Origin of the sequence: Halarcobacter anaerophilus, from assembly GCF_006459125.1 — a bacterium.
Classification (GTDB): Bacteria; Campylobacterota; Campylobacteria; order Campylobacterales; family Arcobacteraceae; genus Halarcobacter; species Halarcobacter anaerophilus.
Genome location: NZ_CP041070.1, coordinates 2,352,060 through 2,377,277, shown reverse-complemented (window position 1 = coordinate 2,377,277; position 25,218 = coordinate 2,352,060). Strand labels below are relative to the sequence as shown.

Annotated in this window: 23 protein-coding genes; 14 read left to right on the top strand and 9 right to left on the bottom strand. The window is 29.9% G+C overall.

The genetic code is table 11. The annotated features are described in order from the left end of the window. The first annotated feature begins 81 nt into the window (after window positions 1-81). The 3 genes from clpS (at window position 82) to AANAER_RS11830 (ending at window position 3,352) form a co-directional block, all read left to right on the top strand. A complete protein-coding gene (gene clpS / locus AANAER_RS11840) occupies window positions 82-381 on the top strand; it encodes an ATP-dependent Clp protease adapter ClpS (protein ID WP_044417543.1) in 300 nt (99 codons plus the stop codon). Continuing rightward, window positions 381-2,609 (top strand): ATP-dependent Clp protease ATP-binding subunit ClpA, encoded by a 2,229-nt coding sequence (clpA, locus tag AANAER_RS11835; RefSeq protein WP_129082079.1) that lies wholly within the window; start codon window positions 381-383, stop codon window positions 2,607-2,609. Before clpS ends, clpA begins: the two co-directional genes overlap by 1 nt. 89 nt (window positions 2,610-2,698) lie before the next feature. Continuing rightward, entirely contained in the window at window positions 2,699-3,352 is a 654-nt protein-coding gene (locus AANAER_RS11830; RefSeq protein ID WP_129082078.1) for a c-type cytochrome, read from the top strand. Between the two features lie 9 nt (window positions 3,353-3,361). Here the strand turns inward: AANAER_RS11830 and AANAER_RS11825 are convergent, their stop codons facing one another. From AANAER_RS11825 to AANAER_RS11815, 3 genes are read right to left on the bottom strand one after another with little or no spacing between them, the layout of a single operon-like run. Then, entirely contained in the window at window positions 3,362-5,989 is a 2,628-nt protein-coding gene (locus AANAER_RS11825; protein WP_129082077.1) for an MlaD family protein, read from the bottom strand. Beyond that, the gene (locus AANAER_RS11820) at window positions 5,979-6,578 is read right to left on the bottom strand and encodes a paraquat-inducible protein A (RefSeq protein WP_129082076.1); all 600 of its coding nucleotides are present in this window, start codon (window positions 6,576-6,578) and stop codon (window positions 5,979-5,981) included. Before AANAER_RS11820 ends, AANAER_RS11825 begins: the two co-directional genes overlap by 11 nt. Continuing rightward, window positions 6,578-7,183, bottom strand: a complete 606-nt coding sequence (locus AANAER_RS11815; protein ID WP_129082075.1) for a paraquat-inducible protein A — start codon at window positions 7,181-7,183, stop codon at window positions 6,578-6,580. The genes AANAER_RS11820 and AANAER_RS11815 overlap by 1 nt, the downstream gene beginning before the upstream one ends. A 206-nt stretch (window positions 7,184-7,389) precedes the next feature. On the opposite strand from AANAER_RS11815, the gene AANAER_RS11810 reads away from it, so the two are divergent. Further along, window positions 7,390-8,136 carry a ferredoxin-thioredoxin reductase catalytic domain-containing protein gene (locus AANAER_RS11810; protein WP_129082074.1) on the top strand — a complete coding sequence of 249 codons (747 nt, stop codon included), beginning with the start codon at window positions 7,390-7,392 and terminating at the stop codon, window positions 8,134-8,136. Window positions 8,137-8,138: 2 nt separating this feature from the next. Here the strand turns inward: AANAER_RS11810 and AANAER_RS11805 are convergent, their stop codons facing one another. The 3 genes from AANAER_RS11805 to panB are packed head-to-tail and all read right to left on the bottom strand — an operon-like array spanning window position 8,139 to window position 11,040. After that, window positions 8,139-9,203: an AI-2E family transporter gene (locus tag AANAER_RS11805; protein WP_129082073.1), complete on the bottom strand. Its 1,065-nt coding sequence runs from the start codon at window positions 9,201-9,203 to the stop codon at window positions 8,139-8,141. Then, the gene (gene ruvB, locus AANAER_RS11800; protein ID WP_129082072.1) at window positions 9,200-10,228 is read right to left on the bottom strand and encodes a Holliday junction branch migration DNA helicase RuvB; all 1,029 of its coding nucleotides are present in this window, start codon (window positions 10,226-10,228) and stop codon (window positions 9,200-9,202) included. The genes AANAER_RS11805 and ruvB overlap by 4 nt, the downstream gene beginning before the upstream one ends. 2 nt (window positions 10,229-10,230) lie before the next feature. After that, window positions 10,231-11,040 (bottom strand): 3-methyl-2-oxobutanoate hydroxymethyltransferase, encoded by an 810-nt coding sequence (panB, locus tag AANAER_RS11795; protein ID WP_129082071.1) that lies wholly within the window; start codon window positions 11,038-11,040, stop codon window positions 10,231-10,233. A 157-nt stretch (window positions 11,041-11,197) separates the two neighbouring features. Here panB and trpA point away from each other — a divergent pair, with 157 nt between their 5' ends. The 3 genes from trpA to AANAER_RS11780 are packed head-to-tail and all read left to right on the top strand — an operon-like array spanning window position 11,198 to window position 13,041. Continuing rightward, a complete protein-coding gene (trpA, locus tag AANAER_RS11790) occupies window positions 11,198-11,938 on the top strand; it encodes a tryptophan synthase subunit alpha (RefSeq protein WP_129082070.1) in 741 nt (246 codons plus the stop codon). A 2-nt stretch (window positions 11,939-11,940) separates the two neighbouring features. Continuing rightward, on the top strand, window positions 11,941-12,687 hold the full coding sequence (locus AANAER_RS11785) for an arginyltransferase (RefSeq protein WP_044417558.1): 747 nt from the start codon (window positions 11,941-11,943) through the stop codon (window positions 12,685-12,687). A 15-nt stretch (window positions 12,688-12,702) separates the two neighbouring features. Next, a complete protein-coding gene (locus AANAER_RS11780) occupies window positions 12,703-13,041 on the top strand; it encodes a hypothetical protein (RefSeq protein WP_129082069.1) in 339 nt (112 codons plus the stop codon). A gap of 4 nt (window positions 13,042-13,045) precedes the next feature. Here AANAER_RS11780 and feoB read toward each other — a convergent pair whose 3' ends face one another. Beyond that, window positions 13,046-15,166 (bottom strand): ferrous iron transport protein B, encoded by a 2,121-nt coding sequence (feoB, locus tag AANAER_RS11775; protein ID WP_129082068.1) that lies wholly within the window; start codon window positions 15,164-15,166, stop codon window positions 13,046-13,048. Then, window positions 15,166-15,390: a FeoA family protein gene (locus tag AANAER_RS11770; protein ID WP_044417561.1), complete on the bottom strand. Its 225-nt coding sequence runs from the start codon at window positions 15,388-15,390 to the stop codon at window positions 15,166-15,168. Before AANAER_RS11770 ends, feoB begins: the two co-directional genes overlap by 1 nt. Window positions 15,391-15,589: 199 nt before the next feature. Here AANAER_RS11770 and AANAER_RS11765 point away from each other — a divergent pair, with 199 nt between their 5' ends. From AANAER_RS11765 to AANAER_RS11755, 3 genes are read left to right on the top strand one after another with little or no spacing between them, the layout of a single operon-like run. Beyond that, entirely contained in the window at window positions 15,590-16,039 is a 450-nt protein-coding gene (locus AANAER_RS11765; protein WP_129082067.1) for a Fur family transcriptional regulator, read from the top strand. 59 nt (window positions 16,040-16,098) lie between these two features. Continuing rightward, a complete protein-coding gene (locus tag AANAER_RS11760) occupies window positions 16,099-17,001 on the top strand; it encodes a cytochrome-c peroxidase (RefSeq protein ID WP_129082066.1) in 903 nt (300 codons plus the stop codon). 3 nt (window positions 17,002-17,004) lie between these two features. Further along, window positions 17,005-19,839, top strand: coding sequence for an EAL domain-containing protein (locus tag AANAER_RS11755; RefSeq protein WP_129082065.1), 2,835 nt, complete (start codon window positions 17,005-17,007; stop codon window positions 19,837-19,839). A gap of 4 nt (window positions 19,840-19,843) precedes the next feature. Here the strand turns inward: AANAER_RS11755 and AANAER_RS11750 are convergent, their stop codons facing one another. Further along, on the bottom strand, window positions 19,844-20,143 hold the full coding sequence (locus tag AANAER_RS11750) for a hypothetical protein (protein WP_044417567.1): 300 nt from the start codon (window positions 20,141-20,143) through the stop codon (window positions 19,844-19,846). Between the two features lie 140 nt (window positions 20,144-20,283). Between AANAER_RS11750 and AANAER_RS11745 the strand changes: the two genes are divergently transcribed. The 4 genes from AANAER_RS11745 to AANAER_RS11730 are packed head-to-tail and all read left to right on the top strand — an operon-like array spanning window position 20,284 to window position 25,200. Continuing rightward, the gene (locus AANAER_RS11745; RefSeq protein WP_044417569.1) at window positions 20,284-21,078 is read left to right on the top strand and encodes an HAD-IIB family hydrolase; all 795 of its coding nucleotides are present in this window, start codon (window positions 20,284-20,286) and stop codon (window positions 21,076-21,078) included. Next, window positions 21,071-22,234 (top strand): glycerate kinase type-2 family protein, encoded by a 1,164-nt coding sequence (locus AANAER_RS11740; protein WP_129082064.1) that lies wholly within the window; start codon window positions 21,071-21,073, stop codon window positions 22,232-22,234. The genes AANAER_RS11745 and AANAER_RS11740 overlap by 8 nt, the downstream gene beginning before the upstream one ends. Window position 22,235: 1 nt before the next feature. Further along, complete coding sequence (locus AANAER_RS11735) at window positions 22,236-23,447, top strand: glycosyltransferase family protein (RefSeq protein ID WP_044417573.1); 1,212 nt, start codon at window positions 22,236-22,238, stop codon at window positions 23,445-23,447. Between the two features lies 1 nt (window position 23,448). Continuing rightward, entirely contained in the window at window positions 23,449-25,200 is a 1,752-nt protein-coding gene (locus AANAER_RS11730) for an alpha-amylase family glycosyl hydrolase (RefSeq protein WP_044417575.1), read from the top strand. Window positions 25,201-25,218 lie beyond the last annotated feature (18 nt).

Sequence of the window (25,218 nt, the reverse complement as noted above, 5' to 3'; positions counted from 1 at the left end):
ATATTTTATAAACAATATCTTTTACTAAGCTTAGTTCTTTTTTGTTATAATATATACAATAAAAAGTAAAAAAGGTATATTGTGGCAAACGAACTAGAAATTGAACTTGATAATGATTTGGAAGTTGAAGAACCAAAGAAGTATAAAGTGTTTTTACTAAACGATGACTATTCGACAATGGATTTTGTAATTGATGTTTTAACCAAGGTATTTAGAAAGAATGTCGATCAAGCTACAAAAATCATGTTAAATATTCATAACAAAGGAAAAGAAGTTTGTGGAATATATACTCATGAAATAGCAGCTACAAAAGTCGCTCAAGTAAAAACTTTGGCAAGAGAGAAGGGCTTCCCTTTAAAAGCAATAATGGAAGAAGAATAATGATTAGTAAAGAGTTAAGAAATATATTTGCACAAGCGGTAAGTTATGCAAAAAAGAGTAGACACGAATATTTAACAATTGAACATATTTTTTTAATGCTTATCCATGATGAAGTTATAGAAAATCTTTTGTTAGATTTAGGACTTGATAAAAATAAAATTTTTAATCAGATAAAAAAACATATAGAAGAGAATACTCCTGTATTCCCTGAAAATATAGAAGATGAACCTATTGAAACAATTACGTTAACTTCTACTATTGAAAATATGGTTGCTCATACTCAAAGCAGCGGCAGAAGAAATGCCGGAGTTGAAGATATGTTTGTAGCGATTTTAAAAGATGAAAAATCATATGCAACTTATGTGTTAAAATCAGCAGGTGTAGAAAGAGTGGATATCTTAGAAGAGATATCTCACAAAGAGGATTCCGATGATTTTGACGAATTGCAAGACAAAGATGATTCAAAAGAGAATAAAGTTTTAGATAAAAACTCGACAGAGCTTGTCGCTTTGGCAAAAAAAGGCGAAATTGATCCTGTAATAGGAAGAGTCAGCGAAATTAACAGAGTTATTGAAATTTTAAGCAGAAGAAAGAAAAACAATCCTATTTTAGTAGGAGAACCAGGAGTAGGGAAAACTGCAATAGCAGAAGGTCTGGCTTTGGAAATTGCAAATAAAAGAGTTCCCGAGTTTTTAGAAGATGCAAAAGTTTTTTCTCTTGATATGGGTTCAATGGTTGCAGGAACCAAATACAGAGGAGATTTTGAAAAAAAATTAAAAGGACTTTTAAAAGAGGTTACGAAAATTCCAAATGCAATCTTATTTATAGATGAAATTCATACTATAGTAGGAGCAGGGAGCGTAAGCGGAAGTTCGATGGATGCTTCAAATATCTTAAAACCGATGTTGGCAAACGGAAAATTAAGATGTATAGGGGCAACTACTTTTAGCGAATATAGAAATGATTTTTCAAAAGATAAAGCCTTAAGCAGAAGATTTGCAAAAGTAGATATAAATGAACCTTCTCTTGAAGATACGGTTACTATTTTAGAAGGTTTAAAATCTAAATATGAAGATTTTCATGGAGTTAAATACAATAAAAGTGCTATTGAAACGGCAGTTGAACTTAGTAAAAAATATATAAACGACAGATTTCTTCCTGATAGTGCAATTGATGTTATTGATGAAGTTGGGGCTAGTAAAAAAATCGAGTATTCTACGGTAAATAAGAAGAATATAATAATTACACAAAAAGATGTAGAAAATACGGTTGCAAGAATGGCTCATATTCCGTCTAAATCTACAACAAAATCAGATATAACTTTACTTAGAAATCTTGAAAAAAATATGCAAAAAAGAGTATTTGGACAAGATAGTGCCATCTCAACTATTGTTCAATCGATAAAAAGAAACAAAGCAGGTCTTAATATTGATAAAAAACCTATAGGAAGTTTCTTGTTTACGGGACCTACGGGAGTTGGGAAAACAGAAGTTGCAAAAGAGTTATCGACTCAGCTTGGTATTCATTTTGAAAGATTTGATATGAGTGAATATATGGAACCTCATACAATATCAAGACTTATAGGAGCACCTGCTGGATATGTAGGTTTTGAAAACGGCGGATTATTAACCGAATCAATTAGAAAACATCCTCACTGTGTACTTTTACTTGATGAAATCGAAAAAGCTCATCCTGATTTGATGTCTGTACTTCTTCAAGTAATGGATAACGCTGAACTTACGGATAATAACGGAAATAAAGCAGATTTTCAAAACGTAATATTGATTATGACTTCAAACTTAGGTGCAACAGAAGCAAACGTAATGGGATTTGCAAAAGATGAGAGTCTAAATGAAAATAAAGCAATAAACAAATTCTTTGCTCCAGAGTTTAGAAACAGATTAGATGCAATAGTTCCTTTCAGTTCTCTTAATATGGATATAGTTGCTAAAGTAGCAGGTAAATTTATAGAAGACTTGGAAAAACAACTTGAAAATAAAAAAATCAAAATTTCAATTAGTGCAAAAGCTAAAAAAGAGCTTGCAATTTTGGGATATGATAAAGCGATGGGAGCAAGACCTCTTGCAAGAGTTATTTCAGATAAAATCAAAAATGTACTAACTGAGGAGATTTTATTCGGAAGACTTAAAAAAGGCGGAAACGTAAAAATTGATTTTATAAAAGATAACTTTAATTTTACTTACAAACCATTGGAAAGCAAGAAATAGTATTTTACTTTTTTATATTAAAATAATTTATAAACTATTTTTAATAAAAAGGAAGTAAAATTTTAACTTATTATATTTAAGGGATGAGTATGAGAAAAATTTTTTTAAGTTCTATTGTTGCTGTAGCACTTTTTTCAGGGTGCGGTGAGGATAAAAAGGTTCAAGAAGAACAAGCTTCTGAACCAAAAACCGAGGTTGAAACATCTGTTGTCGAAAATAAAACTCCTGAAGAGAAATTTGTAGACCAAGTAAAACAATCAACTTCGGAAGTTGCTTCAAAAATAGCTGAAGAATCAAAAAAAATTGCTGATGTGAGCGGTGATGCAGTTAAAAGCGTAAGTCAAAAAGTTGCTTCAAAAACAGCTGAAGTAGTTGATAAAACTAAAGAAGTTACTCAAGATGTAGTTAACTCTGCAAGTGATACGAAAGATAAAATAGAAGAGAGTATCAACAATATAGTTGCGACAAAAACAAATGCAAATGACGAGTCTGCCAATTTATTGGAAAAAGGTAAAGCTATATATCTTAAATGTGCCGGCTGTCACGGGGCAAGTGCAGAAAAACCTGCATTAGGAAAATCTAAAGTTATAAAAGGGTGGAGCAAAGAAGAGATTATCTCTTCTTTAAACGGTTATAAAGAGGGAACTTACGGTGGAGTTATGAAAGGCGTAATGAAAAGCCAAGTCTCTACAATGACCCAAGAAGATATTCAAGCAGTAGCAGAGTATATCGCTACTTTTTAATTAATCCTTTTATTTGATGATTGGGCTTATCTTTTCCCAATCATCCATTAACTCTTTTTTCAAAATAAACTCTTTTTTGCTATCCGCTTTTTCTTCATATTTTTTTGGAGTTATAACCATAAGTCCTCCTTTTAATATACTTGTGATAGTGTTTGTTTTAACTTCTGTTCCAGAAAAGAGTGAGAATTTCAGTTTAAAACCGCTGATATCATAAAAGTTTGAATTTTTTCTGATGATGTGAGTATATTTATCGTATATCAAACAATCAAGAACCACTTTGGAAGCATCGCTGCTTAGGTCAACACTATTGATTTTCCCTATTTGAACATTTTTATAATATATAGGCGAATCGACTCCTGCACTTGTAGCATGTGAAGAGACGACTTTATATATTTTGCCTATACTTGAATCTCTTACTTTTGATATGGAATCATACCCTTTAAATGATCTTTGCATCTTTTTGCTGCTGTTTTTTACAACGCCTAAGTTTACCGCAAAAATGGCTGATGAAAGGTTTTTAACCTCTTGTAAAGAAATTTTTGATTTTTTTAAGTAGTATTGATTTCCTTGTTTTGCAAAAGATTTGAAATCTTTATATATCTGTACCTTTACTACTATTTTTTGATTTTTACTTAATGAAATATCTATTACTTTTCCTACATCAATACCTTTGTAAATCAGTTTTGAAGATTGTTCAATAAGACCTTCTACATCATTGTCAAAAACTATGGAAATAACATCCGAGTTACTTTTCATTTTGTCATATGATTCATATATCTGATACCCTTGCAACTTTTTAATTGATGTTTTGTCAAGATAAATAGAACCGTTTAATAAAGATGAAATATCTCCTATTTCAAATAAAATACCGTTTAAAGAGGCATCAATTTTTAGAGGACTCTTTTTATAAAATCTTGATTTTTTATCTATATATTTTTTAAATTTATTATAAATAAAAAGATTTGCTTTTGAGTAGTACTCTTCAAATTTTATATCATTTACAAAACCAATTTCCTGATTTTCATAAAATACGGGCATATCTTTTTTCAAAGTAAAACTGTTTTCAAATGCGGCATTTAAAAGAAAACCTTCATTTCTCAATTTTTTTATTTTATAAGCCTCTTGATAACTTTTATATAATTTAAAACTTTTTTTACTCTTTTTAGAGCTTTTATCGGCAATTAAAGCAATAGAACCTTTAAGCAAAGAGTCTATTCCAGAATAGTTAATACTCATATTTAGATTTTTTATATCAATTAATTTTGAACTCATATCATAGAAAATCGAATTTTTATTTATAAGTTTTTTGTATCTGTCGTAAATTAAAGTTTTGATAATAACGCTTTTAAAATCTTTTGCCAACGAAATCTCCGTTATTTTTCCTATCTCAATATTTTTGAAGTAAATTTTTGATTTTTTTGTAACAGAACCCAGACTATTTGCTTTTAAGGTGATTTCCAAATCATTTACATTATTTTTTTGAGATAAATTCTTATCTTTAAAACTTGTTTGAAAATCTCCTTTTTTATAATTTAAAGTTACATACTTACCTGTAAAAACCGTACCGATATTTTTAATACCGTCAAGGGAAATTTCAGGTTCGTTTATAAAAAAATCACTGTTATTTGTTAATAAATATTTGTACTTTTTAAATACATAGGCATCTGCTTTTACGCTGTTTTTCTTCAAACTTATATTTGTAATTTTACCTATATTTATCCCTTTGTATAAAATGGGTGTATCAACTCCTATACCTTCGGCATTTAAAAAACTTATATCAATAGCTATCTTCTCTTCTAAATTATCACTTGTAGTATAAAGATGATAATGCTTCTCTTCCGTAATCTTTTTTGCATCTAAAAGAGGTGTTGAGATTGTTATTCCTCCTATTAAAGCGGAGTATAAAGAGCTTACTTTAAGAGAAAAACCTCCTGCTCCGAAAGTAACATGCAAAGCATCGTTTAATACGAAATTTGAACTTTCGTTTACTAAGTTTTCATACTTTTTATAAATATAGGCTTTTAGATAAACATTACTGTTTTTTAACTCTTTTGATACTATTTCTCCTATTTGAAAACTGTTATAAAAAAGAGGCATTTCATTATTTACTTTATCTCCGTTTTTAGCCAATAAAGTAATATAATAACCTCCTTTTACATATTGATATTCAGGTTGAGAGTTTAAACCTTTAAAATCTGTTTTCCCATCGTTTGCATTAAGATTTTTTTCAATATCTTTATCGGGCATAAACTCTATTTCATAACCTGATATTAAAGTATTAAGTCCTGTAATTTTAGTAAGGGTAATGGTAGGTTTTTTTATCCAGAAATTTGAACCTTTTTTAGCTACATACTTAGCAGCCTCTTTTTTAACTAAGATATTCACTTCTACTTTATCTAAATCTTTTATATCAATCTTAGTTACTTTTCCTAATTCCAAACCTCTGTATTTTAAGGGAGTGATGCCCTCTTTTAAACCTTCTGCACTATTGAATGTTACGGTTATATTTGTTCCTTTTTTATTATAACTTTCGTAAACCGTCCAGCCTAAAACTGCAAGGATTATAATCGGTAAAAGCCAAACAAAAGAGATTGAACTTTTCTTTTCTATTATGGGTTCATTTATTTCATTTTCCATCATTTTCCTTTTTGTCCCAAATAATTCTAGTATCAAAACTATTTGCGGCAATCATTGTTAAAACTACAACCAGAGTAAAAGAAGTTGCAGCAAGCCCGCCTTTTATACTAAATAGTTCTCCTAATTGAACGATTGATGCAAGCAGAGCAACTACATAAATATCAATCATAGACCATTTTCCTATTAATTCGATTGTTTTGTATATCATCAATTTTGTTCTGTTTTCCATCTTGTTTGAGATTATCAAGGATAAAAAAATCACAAATAAACCCACAAGTTTTATAAGAGGAATCAACACACTAGCTACTAAAATAACTAAAGCAATAAAATAGTCTTTATAATCTAAGAAGCTGATAATCCCTTCTATAATAGTGCTTTCATTATCAACCCCTAATTGAGTAATATCCATTATAGGATAAACCATAGCAGGTATATAAAGAAACATTGCAGAAATAACCAAAGCAAATGAAATTTGAAGTGAGTTCTTTTTTCTTTTTCTTACTTTATATTTACATCTATCACAAACAAAAGGAGTGTAATCCTCTTTTTCATACACTTTATGGCAGTTTTTACACGATATTAAAACCATTATTTCTCTTCAAAAACTTTTTTTATATTAAATTTTCTATTTGCCATATAAAATAAAAACAGATAAAAAAGGATTAGATAAAACCCGATATCAAACTTTGTAGTTGAAACCATTCCTATTAGTTTTATATATGTTACTATAATACTTACGATAAAAACATCAATAAAACTCCAGTTTTTAAAAAAGTGAAACAAATTGTAAATATAATAGTTGGGAAAAAGTTCAAATCTCGTATGGTTGTGAATAAAAGAGTAGATGATGATAAACATACTGCAAAGAGGGGAGAGAATAATAGTAAATAAAATTACGAAAGATACAAAAAAGAAGCCCTCTTTATAAAGAATTAAAACCGTATCAATCAAAGTAGTTTTAAGATCCTTGCCTACTATTGAAATAGAGACCAAAGGATAAATATTTAATAAAATAAAAACAAAAAAAGCGGAAATACAATAATATAAAGCATCAAAACTGTAGCTATTAGTCAAAGGAAGTTTTGTATTGCATCTGGGGCATTTTAATAAATTATCCTCTTTTTTTTCGGAAATATCTACAAAAAGTCCGCAATGTTCGCACTCTACAATATTTTTAAGCTCTTTTTCTTTCATTTACTTACCAATAAAAATTTAAATAGTTAATAAAAGAGTATATTATATTTTATTAGAATAATTGATTAATGGATTATCTTAGAAGTTATAAATATAAATTATTCTTATAATTTATAACTTTTTATATAAAAGTTATAAAATAGAGCTTTATTATAAGAAATTATAAAGTAAATAGTTGTAAAATTTCCCAAAAAATAGGAAATGGTATGATAAAAAAAATTGATATAGAGAGTGAAGAATTTCAGACTGAACTAGAACTGACAAAACAATTTACCGATAATGTTTGCGAAAAATATAATTTTGTTTATAATCCGGAAGATGATGTAAATGAATCAATTCAAATGGGACTTACAAGAAATAAAATGATTTACGGTAAAAGATACTGTCCCTGTTTTATGGTAATAGGAAATACTCAAGAAGAGAGAGACAAAGAAGAGAACAGACTTTGTCCCTGTACTCCTGCTTTAACAAAAGAGATTCCTGCTCAAGGACATTGTCACTGTGCGATTTTTTGTACACCTGAATATGTAGATGAGGTTACAAAAGAAGAGATTCCTTCAATAGATGAGCAAAAACACTCAATGGGACTTTCAAAAGAGCAGTGCCAAGAGTTGTTAAAAAAATCACAATTAAATGCAAATGAAATTGAAGCCTTACTTGAAGCTAGAAGTTTAGGCTATGTGGATTTTCTTTTAGTTGACACAAGAGAGTGGATGGAATGGGTAGGAGGAAGAATCAAAGGAACCGATTATTTAGTTCCTACAACATCTTTTTATCAATCTTTAGAACAAATTGAAGATAAAAAAGAGATACCTATTATTTTATACTGTCACAGCGGAAGCAGAAGTGCATATTGTCAAAAAATTATGTTAAATTCAGGCTACAAAAATGTTATAAACTTTGATTACGGAATTATGACTTATCAAGGTGATATTATTTCAGGAGAAGAATAGGATTATTTCCTATTCTCAACTGTCTGCTCAAAACTATAAAAATCATCGCTGAATTTTTTAAGAAGCTGCATAAGAGAGATAAAAAAAGTTACCATTGCAGGTCCTATAATCATTCCCCAAAATCCAAAAGTTGAAAGTCCTGCAACAATTGCAAAGAAGATTAAAAGTTCATTTACTTTTGTAGGTGTTCTAACTATTCTTTTATTTATATATTTTATTATAATCGGTTTTATGAAAGTATCTGCAATAACCGAGATTACGATAATTGAGTAAAGAGCTATAGCAATAGCATTTGCACTACTTCCCGCAAAAATTTCATATATCGCAACAGGAAGCCACATAATCATTCCTCCTACAACGGGAACTAAAGAGGCAAAGCCGTATAAAACTCCAAGTAAAATACCGTCATAATCAAAAAATGAGACAAAAATTCCAAATAAAAAACCTTCTAACACGGCAGTTGCCAAAATTGAGTACAAAACTACGCTCATAACATTTGAAGATTCGTAAAACAGTGCATTTGAATCTTCCATTTTTAAAGGCAGAGCCTCTTTAAAGTAGTGGGCTAATCCTGTACTGTAAAAAGTAAAAAAGAAGAAAAATATCAAAATCATTACCATATCAATTATAAACTTAGCAGAATTTTTTCCCAAAAAAGCCCCGAAAGAGAAGAGGTTTTGAATAAGTGAAGGAATATCGATTTTTTCAAGCATATTGGTTAATTGATCTTTAAAAAAGATAAAATCATCAGGTATATTTTCTACCCAGTTTTTTGTAACATTAAATATCTCGACCAAAGCTTTTTGATCAATTTTATTAATTAACGTAGCAAAAGAAAAGATACAATACAAAACAGGAACAAAAAATATTGTTGTAAGAAGTATCGTAATTAAACTTGTCGATAAAAAGTTGTTTGAAATATGGTGTTTAAAATATATATTTAAAGAGTTCGTCGCAACAGCAAGAAGCAGGGCAACAAAAAGCGGCTTTAAAAAAGGATCGAAAAGTTGCAACATAAAAAATATTGTTACAATCGTTAAAGCTATTAAGAAATACTGCGGTCTCAAAAAAGCCTTCCTTCGTCATCTAGTTTTTCACTATTTGGATAAGAGAGTCTGAAAAGTTCATAGGTTTTTACTGAGGCAACTCTTCCTCTTGCCGTTCTTTCAATAAACCCGTTCGCAAGCAAATAAGGTTCTATGGCATCTTCTATAGTTCCTTCATCTTCACTTAAAGCTGCTGCAATAGTAGACAATCCCATAGGTTTACCTCTATTTGAAACTAATAGTTCTAATAGATTTATATCCATTTCATCAAAACCTGATTCGTTTACTCCCAATTCATCCAAAGCATATTTACATCTTTTAAGATGAATCATATTTTCATTTTCAACCTCGGAAAAATCCCTTACCCGTCTTAGAAGTCTTAATGCAACCCTTGGTGTTCCTCTGCTTCTTTTTGAAATTTCCAATGCCGCATCATCTTCACAGTTTTTATTAAGTTTTACTGATGCTTTTTGGATGATTTTTGCCAACTCTTCGTGGTCATAAAACTGCATCCTAAAATGCATACCGAATCTCTCTCTTAAAGGATTGCTTAACATTCCTGCTCTAGTAGTTGCCCCAATTAGTGTAAATCTCGGTAAATCAATTTTTACGGTTTGTGCCGCAGGTCCCGAACCTATAATAATATCAAGCCTGTAATCTTCCATAGCAGGATAAAGGATCTCTTCTACGGCGGGACTTAATCTATGAATTTCATCGATAAATAAAATATCTCCCTCTTCAAGGTTCGTTAATATTGCAGCTAAATCACCGCTTTTTTCAATCATCGGTCCTGCAGTAACTTTTATATTTGAGTTCATTTCACTTGAAATTAGATAAGACAGAGTTGTTTTTCCAAGACCCGGAGGTCCGTAAAACAGAATATGATCCAAAGCTTCACCTCTTTTTTTTGAAGCTTCTATAAATACTTTTAAATTTTTTTTGATCTTTTCTTGACCTATATAATCATCCCACGATGAAGGTCTTAAATTTACTTCCGCACTTTCATCTTCAAAAGATATCTGTTCTACTTCTACAACTCTTTCCATTTTTAATACTCTTCTTCTTTTGCAGGGAAAGTAGAATCTTGCACATCATTTCTGTATTTTCCTACAGCCTCTTTTACTAATGCAGCTCCGTTTAGATAGTGTCTTACGAATTTAGGTTTAAACTCTTCAAAAAACCCTAACATATCTGACCAGACTAAAACCTGACCATCGGTATCTTTCCCCGCTCCAATTCCTATTGTAGGTATTTTTACTGCTTGTGAAATCTCTTTTGCCACATCAGACATTGTTCCTTCAATAACTATTGCAAAGGCTCCCGCTTTTTCTACTGCTAAGGCATCTTTTATTAGTTTTTCTTTATCCTCTTTTGTTTTTCCTCTTACTTTATATCCGCCTTCACTTCTTACGTATTGGGGCATTAATCCTATATGACCCATTACGGCAATAGAGTTTTTAGTTAGATGTTCTATTATCTCTGCTCTATCTTTACCGCCTTCTACTTTAATTGCCGCAGCTTTTGTTTGTGCATAAACTTTTACTGCATTTTCCAAAGCCTCTTTTTTATTGTTATATGTTCCAAAAGGCATATCCATTATGACAAAAGCATCCGAAGCTCCGTTACAAACGGCGTTTGTATGATAAATCATTTGATCTAGCGTTGCAGAAAGAGTGTCGGGCTTTCCTGCAAAACTCATATTTAAACTGTCCCCTACTAAAATCATATCTGCAATATTTTTAAAAAGTTTGGCGAAAAGTGCATCATATGCAGTGATTACAGTCAGTTTTTTATTGTTTTTAGATTTTTTTATTTTTGTTATATTCATTTTTTCGAAATCATTTTTTATAATACTCATTAAAATATCCTTTTATAATCTCTTTGGTATTGTATCAAAATTATGCTTTTTATTGGTGTCTGAGTTTTAAATAAATTAATTAAGTTTAATATACTCATATCTATTCAAGATAAAATTAGATAAAATAAAATAGCATTAAAAATATTAGGATTTTATTTTGAAAAAATTAGTAGGTTATATAACTTCTTCAATTCCGAATAATAGTTTTACAGTAGATTTAGCACTTAATATGAAAGAAGCAGGAGTTGATATTTTAGAACTTGGGATTCCTTTTTCGGATCCTGTAGCAGACGGTCCTGTTATAGAAAAAGCAAACCAAATAGCTCTTAAGGGTGGTTTTAAATTAAAAGATTTGTTTGAAGTGAGTTCAAAAATCGGACCGCAAATGGATACTTTATGGATGGGATATATGAACCCGTTTTATCATTACGGTTTGGAAAATTTTTTACAAAAAGCAAAAGAGTACGGTATTGCAGGGACAATTATTCCTGATTTACCGTATGAAGAGGCAAAACTTTTGAAAAGTTCTTTTGAGAAATATGAAAAAGCCAATGTCTCATTTGTAGCTCCGACTCACAGTGAAGATAGAATAAAAAAAGTAGTGCAAAATTCTCAAAAATTTATTTATATGGTTGCATATGCCGGAATTACGGGAAGTGGAAAATCTGAAGATTTAAGTGGTATAATAAACAAAGTTAAAAAATATTCGGACACCCCTTTGTATATAGGCTTTGGTGTTGATGAAAAAAGTTGCAAAGAGAAAGCAAAAGGTGTAGACGGCGTTATCGTAGGTAGTGCTTTTGTAAAACACTTGATAGACGACTCTTTATCAAACAATGAAAAAATTGCCAAAATATGTTTTGCGGCAAAAGAGATTAAAGAAAAAATAAACGAATAATTATGCATATTTTAGAACATGATGTAGAATTTGTTGAAGAGAACAGAGAGTGCTCTTATTTTGATAATGAAGTATCAGATATAAGATATAGATATATCCATAAATGTACTAAAACCGATTATCAAAACATGTTAGAACATGGGTGGAGACGTTTCGGTAAAATGCACTTTGTTCCTGAATGTAAAAATTGTACAAAATGTGTCTCTATGCGAATAGACGTTGCAAATTATAAATTTTCAAAATCGGAGAAGAGAGTTTTCAAAAAAAATTTAGATACGAAACTCTATATTCAGCCTCCATCTTTGACTTTGGATCATTTAAGACTTTATGATAAGTACCATAATCATATGAATGAGAAGAAAAACTGGGTTTATCATCCAATTGAACCTTCTGAATATGACAGATCTTATGTACAAGGAAAAGAGGACTATACAAAAGAGTTTTTATATGTCAAAGACGGAAAACTAATAGGAGTGGCTTTAGTTGATATTTTGCCCAAATCTATATCATCTATTTACTGTTATTATGATCACGATTATGAAAAATTATCAATAGGAAAGTTTTCAATATTGGCTCAGATAAAAATAGCAAAAGAGTTAAATATTCCTTATATCTATCTTGGATACTGGATTAAAAACCATTTTTCAATGGGATATAAAGAGGGATATACACCTTTTGAAGTTTTGAAAAATAGAGCAAGTTTACAAGAAGAAGCGATTTGGGAAAAGTATGATAAAAATAAATCTTGACTAAAGTGAGTTAATATGAAAAAATTGTTAAGTTCTTTGTTATTGGTTTCAACAATGAGTTTTTGTGAGACTTTTGATGAAGCTCCTCTTTACAGTGCGGATTGCTTAATCCTTCAAGATGAAAACTCGATTATTTGTAAATATGAACATGAACGTTTGGAAGAAGATATTAAAATTACTGTTAAATGGATAGATCCAAACGGAGAAATTTCAAGACAAAGAGATATCGTAATTCCTGCAGGACACGGTTCTGTTTATGATTTTAGATATATTGAGGGAAGAGAAAAAGGCATTTGGAAATTTAAAGTTACAGAAGGCGATATTGAAACTGAAACCTCATTTAGTATAGAGTAAAAATCTATACTAAAAGTTTTGTTACGGTATAGGTGAAAAAAGAGAATACCCAAGCTGTTGCTGTTGTAAAAATAAACAGATAAACTAAATACTTCCATCCTCCCGCTTCTTTTGTAAATACCATTGATGCAGCCAAACACGGAAGATAAATCATAACAAAAACTATAAATGCCAAAGCAGAAGCAAAAGGTATATTTGATTTAATTTTTTCAATCAAACCTTGATTGTTTTCATCCAAATCTTCACCTAAACCGTATAAAATACCAAGTGTTGATACTACAATCTCTTTTGCTGCAAGTCCTGTTTCCAAAGCTACGGTCATTTTCCAATCAAAGCCTAAAGGAGAAAAAAGTGGTTCTGAAAATTTACCGACTTTTCCTAAATAAGAGTTTTCAAGATTATATTGAGTCATTAAATTTTGTAATTGGTAAACTTCTTCTTGGGAAGCGGCTAGTTCAATTTTTTGGTTCATCATCTCTTCATATTCAGGGTATTTAGGATAATTTGAAGCAAACCAGATTAAAATTGATGCTGCTAGGATATATGTACCGGCTTTTTTTAAATACATTAAAGCCTGATTTGAAACAGTATGCCAGATAAGTTTAAATGAAGGCATTCTATATTTTGGCATCTCCATTACGAAAGGTTCATCTTCACTTTTAAAAACAAGCATTTTTAAAACTTTTGCTGCAACAAGACCCAATAATGCTCCTGATATATAGATTAAAAACAGTACATTTCCTGCATTTTTTTCTGAAAAAAAAGCTCCCGTGAAAAGAACATAAATAGGTAATCTTGCTCCGCAAGACATAAAACCTATTATAAAAAGAGTTAAAAGTCTGTCTCTTGGATTTTTAAGGGTTCTAGCTGCCATATAAGCGGGAACTGAACATCCAAAACCTGTAACCAAAGGAATAAAAGATTTACCGTGCAAGCCGAATTTATGAAAAAAACCGTCAAGCAAAAATGCTACTCTGCTCATATATCCCGTTGTTTCAAGCAAGGCAATACCTAAAAACAAAATAACAATATTGGGTAAAAAAAGGACGACGGCTCCAACACCTGCAATAGCTCCGTCACCTATTACTGAAGCTAGTTGCGTATCTCCTAAAATATTTTTTGTTTCATCAATCAATGAGGCAAAAAATGCGTCTATTAAATCCATTGGAATACTTCCAAGTTCAAAGGTTAATTGGAATAATCCCCACATTAAAAAAAGAAAAATAGGAAGACCGAAAAATTTATGTATAAGTATAGAGTCTATTTTATCCGTTATTGTATGATTTTGTTTCTCTTCATTTTCTATTTTAACGGTTTCTCTTACTGCACCTTTTGCAAAAGCAAATCTTTCATCTTCGAATATTTCATTAATATCTTTTGTTCCGTAATGCAAATATATATGTTCAAAAGCTTCGCTTAAAAGAGGTTGTAACTCTATCCAGATAGGTTCATCGTGAAACTTTAAAAAAGTCTCTTTATCTTCTTTTAAAAGTTTAATTGCAATCTCTCTATAATGGGTATTGCTTCTATATCTTTTTTCAGATAAAAGAGCTTTGATATTTGAAATTTCTTCTTCAATTACATCTGAAAAAATCAATTTTGATTCAACTTTTGAAGATTCATATTTATCTACAATACTTTTTAATAATTTATCAAGTCCTAACTTTGTTTTTGCGGAAGTTTTTATACAAGGTTTTCCGATAATCTTGCTTAATTGAACTTCATTTATTAGAATCCCTTCATTTTTGGCTTCATCGGACATATTTAAAGCAAGAACCATCTTTTTATCAAGAACTAAAAGTTCACTTGTAAGATATAGATTTCTTTCAAGATTTGTAGAATCAAGCACGTTTAAAATAATATCGTATTCATCTTTTTCAAGATAGTTTTTTGTAACTTTTTCTTCTATTGTATAATCACTTAAAGAGTAAGAACCAGGTAAATCGGTTATTTCAAAAAGGTAATCTTTATATTCAAACTCTATTTGTGTTTTTTCAACGGTAACTCCTGAAAAGTTTCCAACTTTTAATCTTGAATTTGAAATTGAGTTAATAAGCATAGATTTACCGACATTAGGTTGTCCTACTAACGCAATTTTAATTTTTTTAGTATTGTTTTTTGACATCAAACTCTTTCTACTTCTATAGTTTCTGCTTCAGATATTCTAATAGCTATTTTACTGTTTTGAATCTTTATTTCAATAGTGTTTTTTGATAGTGTTTGTTCAATCACGGTTACGATTGAACCTTTTATAACTCCAAAAGAGTTAAATCTAGATTTTAATAGAGGATCGGATTTTATTGAGACTATTTTCCCGCATTCTCCCTTCCTTAATTCACTTAATCGCATACCTTACCTTCTTATCATAGTGATAATAATTATCGTTTGAAATTCTATAAGAACTTAACTTAAAGTAAAGAATTAAGATAAGTAGAGATTATTAAATCCTACGAAAGATTAGAAAAAATGATAAGTTTGAGTCTATTTTTAAGTATTTTTGATGATAATTTCGCAATAATAATATAATAGTTTTTTGTAAGGTATATATATGGTAAGAAGCGAAGAAGTAATTGACGAACTCAAAAGAATTGTTAAACAAAAAGGTTTAAAGTATACAGAACAAAGAGAGATAGTTTTAAATATATTATTAAATGCAAACGAACACTTAACTGCTGAAGAAGTATACAATTTAATCAAAGAAAAAAATCCGGAATCAAATATAGGTATTGCTACAGTTTACAGAGCATTGGGCTTTTTAGAAGACGTAAATCTAATAACCTCGATAACTTTCGGAACTGACGGTAAAAAATATGAAAGTAATTTCAAAGATCACCATGATCATCTAATTTGCACTAATTGCGGAAAAATAGTTGAATTTATGGATGATGAAATTGAAAAAAGACAGGATAAAATAGCTAAAAAAAATAAATTTAGAGTCACTAGCCACTCTATGCAACTTTATGGGATTTGTTCAGAATGTCAAAAAAAACAGAGTTAAAAACTCTGTTTTACTTATTTAAAATTTAAAAACTTTTTATTAATTTAAGGTCTTCCAAAATGCTAAAAGTATTTTTACTTTGTTTCTCATTTTTTATTCTAAATGCAACAGATATTACACCAATACCTCAAAAGCTTAAATATGATTATCAAAAAGCAATTCTGGGTAAAAAACTTTTTTTTGATACAAGACTCTCTAAAGACAATACTATTTCTTGTGCCACTTGTCATGATTTGTCTAACGGCGGCGATGACGGCTTAAGCGTATCTTTCGGAGTAGAAGGATTGAAAGGAACAGTTAATGCTCCTACTGTTTTAAATTCGGTTTTTAATTTTAGACAATTTTGGAACGGAAGAGCTAAAAGTTTAGAAGAACAAGCTTTAGGACCCATTGAAAATCCTGTTGAAATGGGTAATAAGCTGGATATTTTAGTTAGAAATCTGCAAAATACCGAATATAAAGAGATGTTTGAAGCAATTTACGGCAGTTTAATAACAAAAGATAATTTAGTCGATGCAATTAGTGAATTTGAAAAAACCTTAATTACTCCTAATTCAAGATTTGACAAATATCTTTTAGGAGATGAAAAAGCCATTACGAAGTATGAAAAAGAAGGATATGAAATTTTCAAAAACAAAGGTTGTATTGCCTGTCATCACGGAGTAAATATAGGAGGTAATCATTATAATAAATTTGGAGCTTTCAAAGAGATTACCAGTGATAATTTAGGCAGATACGATATTACTAAAAAAGAAGAAGATAAATACTATTTTAAAGTACCTAGTTTAAGAAACGTTGCTTTGACTTCACCTTATTTTCATGACGGAAGAGAAGAGAGTCTAAAAAAAGCCGTTGAAATTATGGCTTCGGTTCAATTAGGAAGACCTATTACAAAAGAAGAGATTGATAAAATAGTAGCTTTTTTAAAAACCCTAACGGGACAATTGAAAGTTATAGAGTAAAAAATGAATAGAATCAAAGATACTTTCACTTTTAAACTTACTTTTTTTGCTTTTATATTAGCCGTAATATTTTTATATTTTTTTAGAATAGAGAAGAGTAAAGAACTTTATAACAACTATAAAAACAGTCTTGATGATTTGATAATTTCAAATTTGAAATTGGATAACTTTTTAAGTCAAAAAGAGAAGTTTTTCAATTTTGATAATATAGTAGCCCAGACAAATCTTTTTGAAAGTTCATTAACCGCACTGCTTGAAAGTAATATTAAAACAGAGTTTGGAAAAGATATTTATAAAAAAATAGTTTATATCAATGAATCTTTCAAAAAAAAAGATTATTTGGTAGAAAAATTCAAATCAAAGCAGGCATCTAGTCTAAACTCCGCACACTTTATATATGATTTAAATCAATACCTTCTAAATGATGTCTCTTTAAATGAAGAGTTAAAACTTTTGATAAACAGTACGCTTTTTATGATAATGCAAGAGTTTATAAATATAAATTTAAATGAAAAAGCAATTTCCCAAAATTTAAAAGAGATAGAAAAATTTAATTTTAATAACAACAGATTAGATTTGATGATAAAACATGTAAAAAATATTCAAGCTAACGTTAGAACTATTTTAGAGATAAAACTAGAAGCAAACAATTTAGAAATAGGCAAAAAACTAAGAGAGTTAAAGTTAGATTTGATTAAAAGATATAATGAAAAACTTTTTTATCAGTGGATGATATCGATTTTCTCATTTTTAATAATTATTCTTTCTTTTATAATTATCTATTTAGAACATAGAAAATCTCAAAAAGTCAAAAAAGAGTTAGCAGCCTTCAAATATGCCGTTGAAAACAGTGATAACTCAATTATTTTAACGGATACAAAGAAAAATATTCTTTACGTAAATGATATTTTTGAAAAAACTACAGGTTTTAATAAAGAAGAAGTTTTTGGAAACAAACCGAAGATCCTCCAATCAGGAGAGACTCCTTTACAAACATATTCAGATTTAAACAAGAGTTTGGAATCGGGTAAAAAGTGGGAAGGTGAATTTATAAATAAGAAAAAAGACGGTTCTATCTTCTATGAAAAAGCCTCTATTGTTCCTGTTGTTTTAGATGATGAAATTTCAAATTATTTGGCTATAAAACTTGATATTACGGAGTATATTCTGCAAAATGAGAGTTTAAAACTTTCAGCAACAGTTTTTGAAAATATCCAAGAAGGTATTTTGGTTTTAGATTCAAGCAAAAAAATCTTAACCGTTAATAAAGCTTTTGAAACAATGACGGGATACTCAAAAGAGAATATTTTAGGAAAAACTCCTATGTTCTTAAAATCAGAATATCATGATATGATTTTTTATAAAAAAGTAGAAGAAGAGTTAGCTCAAAAAGGCAGATTCAAAGGGAAAATCTTCGGTAAAAAAAGTAACGGTGGAGTAATACCTTTTTGGGTAAATATTTCAACAATAAAAGATAAAAAAGATCAAGTATCCAGATATATAGTAGTATGTACAAGTTTAGAAGAGATTATCGAAACTCAGAAAAAAGCCGATTTTTTAGCTTATCATGATAGTTTGACAAAACTTCCAAATAGAGTAAAATTTGAAAATGATTTGGAATTTTCAATAAATATAGCAAAAAGAAGAAATCATAATCTATTTGTTCTTTTTATAGATTTAGACAGATTCAAAATGATTAACGACTCTTTAGGTCATGTAGTAGGAGATGAACTGCTTAAAATAATTTCATCAAGAATCAAAGAGGTTTTAAGGGATTCTGATATTATCGCAAGAATGGGTGGAGATGAATTTATAGTCGTATTAGATTCTACAAGAGATAAAAATGCCGCAAGTTATGTTTGTCAAAAAATATTAAATATTATAAAAAAACCTATAGAAGTAGAAGATAATGTTTTAAATACAAGCGCAAGTATAGGAATTGCCGTTTATCCTGATGACGGAAGAGATATAACAACTCTTATAAAAAATGCCGATACGGCAATGTATCATGCAAAAAATTTGGGAAAAAACAATTATCAATACTACAATAAACAGCTTTCTTTAAACGTAAATGAACAGTTGCAAATAGAGCAGGCTTTAAAAAAAGCTATAAGCAATAATGAGATTTATCTTAATTATCAGCCGCAATATGATTTGGTTTCAAGGAAGATTACCGCTTTTGAAGCTCTTGCCAGATGGGAGAGTGATGAATTAGGATTTATTCCTCCTGATAAGTTTATCCCTATTGCGGAAGATACGGGATTGATTATTGATATAGGAAAACATATCTTTGAAACAGCCTGTAAAGCCTATGTAGAGTTTAAAAGTTTGAATCCTTCGTTAAAATATATAGCAATAAATATTTCAAGTGTACAGTTCAAAGACAAAAATTTTGTAGATGATATTTTAGAAATAGTCAGCACATATAAAATTAAACCTTCGGAGATAGAACTTGAAGTTACGGAAAGATATGTTATGGAATACTCTGAAAGCAATTTAAATTCAATGCAGCAATTTAGAGATTTAGGCTTTAGATTCTCAATTGATGATTTTGGTACGGGGTACTCTTCTATGAGTTATCTTACAAAATTTCCTATTGATGTAATAAAAGTAGATAAAGCTTTTATTGACGGTATTCCAAAAGATAATAATAATGTTCTTATCTCAAAAGCGATAGTAGCCTTGTCTAAAAGTTTAAACTATAAAGTAGTTGCAGAAGGAATAGAAGAGAAAGTGCAAGAAGATTTTCTTAAATCAATTAGTTGTGATATAGGGCAGGGATACTTCTTTTCAAAACCTTTAAATCTTGAAGCTGCTAAAAAGATTTTGAAAATTTGATATACTATTTTTTATTGCCAGGAATATATTTAAAAAACAGATAAAGCACCCCTAACATAACAATAACAGTCGCTATAGAACTGATACTTAATTCAACTTCGGGGGTCACACCTCTTTGATAATTTTTAGGCATAAATAAAAACATACTCGAAAGTAACATAAATGAAGCAGTTATTACTGCTATTAGATGGGCAAAAACCATATGAAATTTTGTTATATAAAAATCTTTTACCATTTTCCATGTTAGAAATGAGGCCGTTAAAACAATTATCAAGACAATAATCTTTTCATATTCAGGTTGCATAACTCTCCTTTTTATTTAATATTTTAATAAAAATATCTTAAAGCTAGGCAAAAAATCTCTATTTAATATAAAATTTGTTACTGTATACTCAGTATACATACAAAATTTATACTATTGTTTATAAAATGATATAATAAAATATGAAAACAGTAATATTCACAGATTTGGATGGAACTTTTTTAAATCATGACAACTACTCTTTTGATAATGCAAAAAGTGCATTAAAGAAGATTAAAGAGAATCATATTCCTTTGATCTTTACTACAAGTAAAACGAGAGTAGAAGTTGAAGTCCTGCAAAAAAAAGTCGGTATAAAAGAGCCTTTTATAATAGAAAACGGTGCAGCAGTATTTTTCCCGAAAAATTATCAAAATTTTGATTTAAGCTTTTTGGATAACTTTAATGATTATAATATATTTCAATTAGGTTTGAGCTACGAACAGATTCTAAACTTTTACAACAAATATAAAGAGGAGTTTGGAATGCATGGTTTTAGCGATATGAGTGTTGAAGAGATTATGGAGCATACAAGTTTAGATAAACAAAGCGCACTAATCTCAAAAAAAAGAGATTTTACCGAACCTTTTATATTAAAAGATGAAAGTGTTTTGGAAAACTTAAAAAATTTGGCATCAACCCAAAATATAAAAGTAACAAAAGGCGGACGGTTTTATCATCTAATAGGTGAATTTCAGGATAAAGGTTTAGCTGTAAAAAAAGCAAAAGAGATATTAACAAAACTCTATAAAGAAAAAATAGATGCAATCGGCTTAGGTGATGGCGAGAATGATATTGCAATGTTTGAAAATGTAAACAGAGCAATAATTATTAAAAATCATAAAGGAGAGTATGTGCAGTTTTTTTCAAAAAATGTTCAAAAATCAACTTTTAAAGGTTCTAAAGGTTGGAATGAGATGGTGTTGAAAAATGTCTAAAAAAGAGTTAGAAAATATATATTTCAAAGCTTTGAAAAAAGTTCAAGCCGATTCGATAATAAAAGATAATCTAGTTTTAAAAGATAACTCTTTAAAAATTGTAGATGAAATAGTAGATTTAAAAAAAATAGAAAATCTTTATATTTTAGGTGTAGGTAAAGCTGCTTTTGCAATGGCTAAAGCGTGTGAAAATATTCTAAAACAGAGGATTAACGGCGGACTTGTAATCTCAACTTCAAAAGGCAAACTAAAATATCTGCAGCATTTTACTTCAACGCACCCCGAAGTTACAAATAAGAGTCTGAAAGCTGCAACAAAACTTCTAAAAATCTCTTCTGATATGAAGAAAAACGATTATTTTATCTTTTTACTTTCAGGAGGAGCTTCCGCTTTGATTGAAAAACCCATTAAAGGATTAAGCTTAAAAGATTTTATAAAAGCCTCCAATGCACTTTTAACTTCGGGAATAGATATAAAAGCATTAAATACCATAAGAAAATCAATTTCTCAAATAAAAGGCGGGAAGTTAGCCGATCAAATAAAAGCCAAAGGTAAAGTTTTGGTTTTAAGTGATGTTATAGGAGATGATTTAAATATAATAGGCTCTGCGCCGATGAATAACGGCAAATTTTCCCACTCACTTATAGGAAATAATAAAATTGCCCTAAAAGAGGCTAAAAAATACTCAAAACCTTTTGTCGAAAAAGTAGAAATTATTACAACAACTTTAGATAAAAGCTCGGAAGAAGCGGCAAAATATATAAAAGAAAAAATCTCTTTTTATGATAAAAAATATAAAAGTTTTGTTCTTCTTTTTGGAGGAGAAACAACAACCGTAGTCAAAGCTAAAAACGGTTTTGGAGGAAGAAATCAAGAACTTGCATTAAGACTTCTTTTAAATAAAAGCATAAATAAAAAAATCTCAATTTTATGTGCGGGAAGTGATGGAATAGACGGGAAATCAGATGCAGCGGGAGCTTTTATTGATTTTAATCTTTATTCAAAAATAAAAGAAGAAAAAATAGATGCAAAGAAATTTCTGCTTGATAGCGACAGTAATACGTTTTTCAAAAAAGTTGGATATGATTTTGTAACGGGAATAACAGGTACAAACGTAATGGATTTTATTATAGTATTAAAAAAAGGAGAAGAGTAGAATGTCAGATTTTTTTCAAAATGGAGTAATAACAACATTACAAAATCTAGGAAACAGAAGTTTGGAAGATATGGAAAAGGAGTTAGAAACCTTTAGTGAAAGAAGAAAAATGGTACTTCTTTTACCTGCTTTATATTCTGAATTTGAAACCCCTGCTATGCATAAAATTATCGAAGAATTAAAAAAAGTCAAATATCTTTATAAAATAATATTGGGTTTAGATAAGGCTACAAAAGAGCAGTTTGAAGAGGTAAAAAAACTAATGTCGGTTCTTCCTTGCAAAGTTGATGTTTTATGGAATGACGGACCGAGAATAAAAGAGCTTTATTCTGATATGACAAAAGAGGGCTTCCCGGGTTTAGATACTCCGGGAAAAGGAAGAAACGTATGGACAATGATGGGATACGGTCTTGCGGATAAAGATGCTTATGCTTTTGCTTTGCATGACTGTGATATTGTAAATTACAGCAGAGAAATTCCTGCAAGACTTTTTTATCCTATAATCCACCCCGCTTTGGATTTTGAATTTAACAAAGGTTATTATTCAAGAGTTACGGATAAACTTCACGGAAGAGCAACAAGACTGCTTTATACTCCTTTAATAAACTCTCTTATAAAAGTTTACGGCTCAAATAGATATTTGGATTATATGGAGAGTTTTAGATATGCCTTATCCGGAGAATTCTCTTTTATAAGATCTCTTGGAAGAGGTATAGCTATTTCTCCTACATGGGGATTGGAAATTTCGACATTAAGCGAAATTTATAAAAATACTTCAAACAGAAGAATCTGTCAAACACAAATTTTAGACTCTTATGAACACAAACATCAAGAACTGGGAAGTCAAGAGAGTTGCAGCGGTATTTATAAAATGGCAAATGATATAGCAAAAACTCTTTTTAGAGTATTGGCACAAGAAGGAGTGGTCTTTTCTCAAAGCTCTTTTAAAACTCTGCTTGCAACATATTTTCAAGAATCAAGATTTGAAATTTCAAAATATAACGCTCTTAGTAAATTAAACGGACTTAAATATAACAGGGAAAAAGAGATAAAAGCCGTTGAAGCATTTCAAGTTGCGATAAAAGAAGCAGCAGAAGAGTTTTATGAAGACCCTATGGGAATTCCTTCTTTATCATCTTGGACTACGGTTAGATCTGTTATGTCTAATTTCTCTTATAAATTTGCTGAATATGTAAGAAAGGATAATGATTAGAATGAAACATAAACATATATCAGATCCGGAACATACGATAAATAAAAGGATTAATAGAATATATCCCCCCGAAGTTGCCGAAAAAGCAGTAAATAGTATAATTGATTTAATTTTTAAATATAAACAGAGAATTATTTCAAAAGAGTACCATTTAAGTCAAAAAGATATTATTCTTATTACCTATGGAGATCAGGTAAACAGAGATCATGAAGCAACCTTACAAACATTAAAAGAGTTTATAGACCATCACTTAAAAGGAGTTATAAATTCTGTACATATTCTGCCTTTTTATCCATCCTCTTCCGATGACGGATTTTCTGTCGTAAGTTATAATGCTGTTGATCCTAAAATGGGTTCTTGGCGACAGATTGAGAGTATTTCAGGAGATTATAGATTAATGGTTGACGGCGTAATTAACCACGTATCTCAATTCTCTGATTGGTTTAAAGCTTATCTTGCAGGAGATAAATATTTTCAAGACTATTTTATAGAAGTAGATCCCTCTCTTGATTTAAGTATGGTTGCAAGACCTAGAGCTACGCCTTTATTAAGTGAGTTTACTGATGATGAAGGAAAAATAAGACATATTTGGACAACATTCAGTAAAGACCAGGTAGATTTGAATTATAAAAGTCATAGAGTTTTAAGAAATGTTTTGGATTGTCTTTTTTATTATATAGAAAAGGGTGCAACTCTAATCAGACTTGATGCTATAGCTTTTATTTGGAAAGAGATAGGAACAAGATGCGTGCATCTTCCCCAAACCCATGAGCTTATTCAACTAATGAGGGAAGTTCTTCACGAAGTTGCACCTGAGGTTATAATTATTACGGAGACAAATGTTCCCCATCATGAAAATGTTTCATATTTCGGAAGCGGTGACGATGAAGCACAAATGGTATATAATTTTGCTCTGCCTCCTTTATTGGTACACTCAATCTTACACCAAAATACAAAAACACTTACTTCTTGGGCTAAAACCTTAACTCTTCCAAGTGACAAGGTATGTTTCTTTAACTTTACGGCAAGCCACGACGGAATAGGTTTAAGACCCGTAAATGATATTCTAAGCAAAGAAGAGATTGATTTTTTAGTTGAAAAAGTACAAAGCCACGGAGGTTTAGTCTCTTATAGAGCAGAACCTGACGGAACGCAATCTCCTTATGAACTAAATTGCAGTTATATTGATGCTTTAACCCATCCTGAGGAAGAGGATCAACTAAGATTTAAAAGAATGCTTTTAGCACAAGCAACAGTATTGGTTATGCCAGGTGTCCCCGGAATATATTTCCACTCTCTTGTAGGTTCGAGAAATTATCATGAAGGTGTAAAACATTCAGGTGTGAACAGAGCTATAAACAGAGAAAAATATAATATGGATTGGTTAGAAGAGGAGTTGGCAAAACAAGGAGCCCTTCCAAAAAGAATGTTGGATTCTTATAAAAGATTAATATCTATTAGAATAAATGAAAAAGCCTTTGATCCTTTCGGTAAATTCGAATTTTTGGATTTGGATGAGAAACTTTTTGCTATAGATCAAAGATGTAAAGATAATATAGAAAGAGTTTTAGCAATTCATAATTTTTCAGATGAAGAGGTAAAATGTAAAATACCTGAAAATATAGGTGGAACACTGTGTGATATCTTAACTTCAAATTGTATAATATCGGAATCAGATTCTGAAACACAAAAAAATAATAATGAAATTACTTTAGAGCCTTATCAGATGATGTGGCTTAAAGGTAGAGTTTAATTTTAAGGAGAGAAAAAT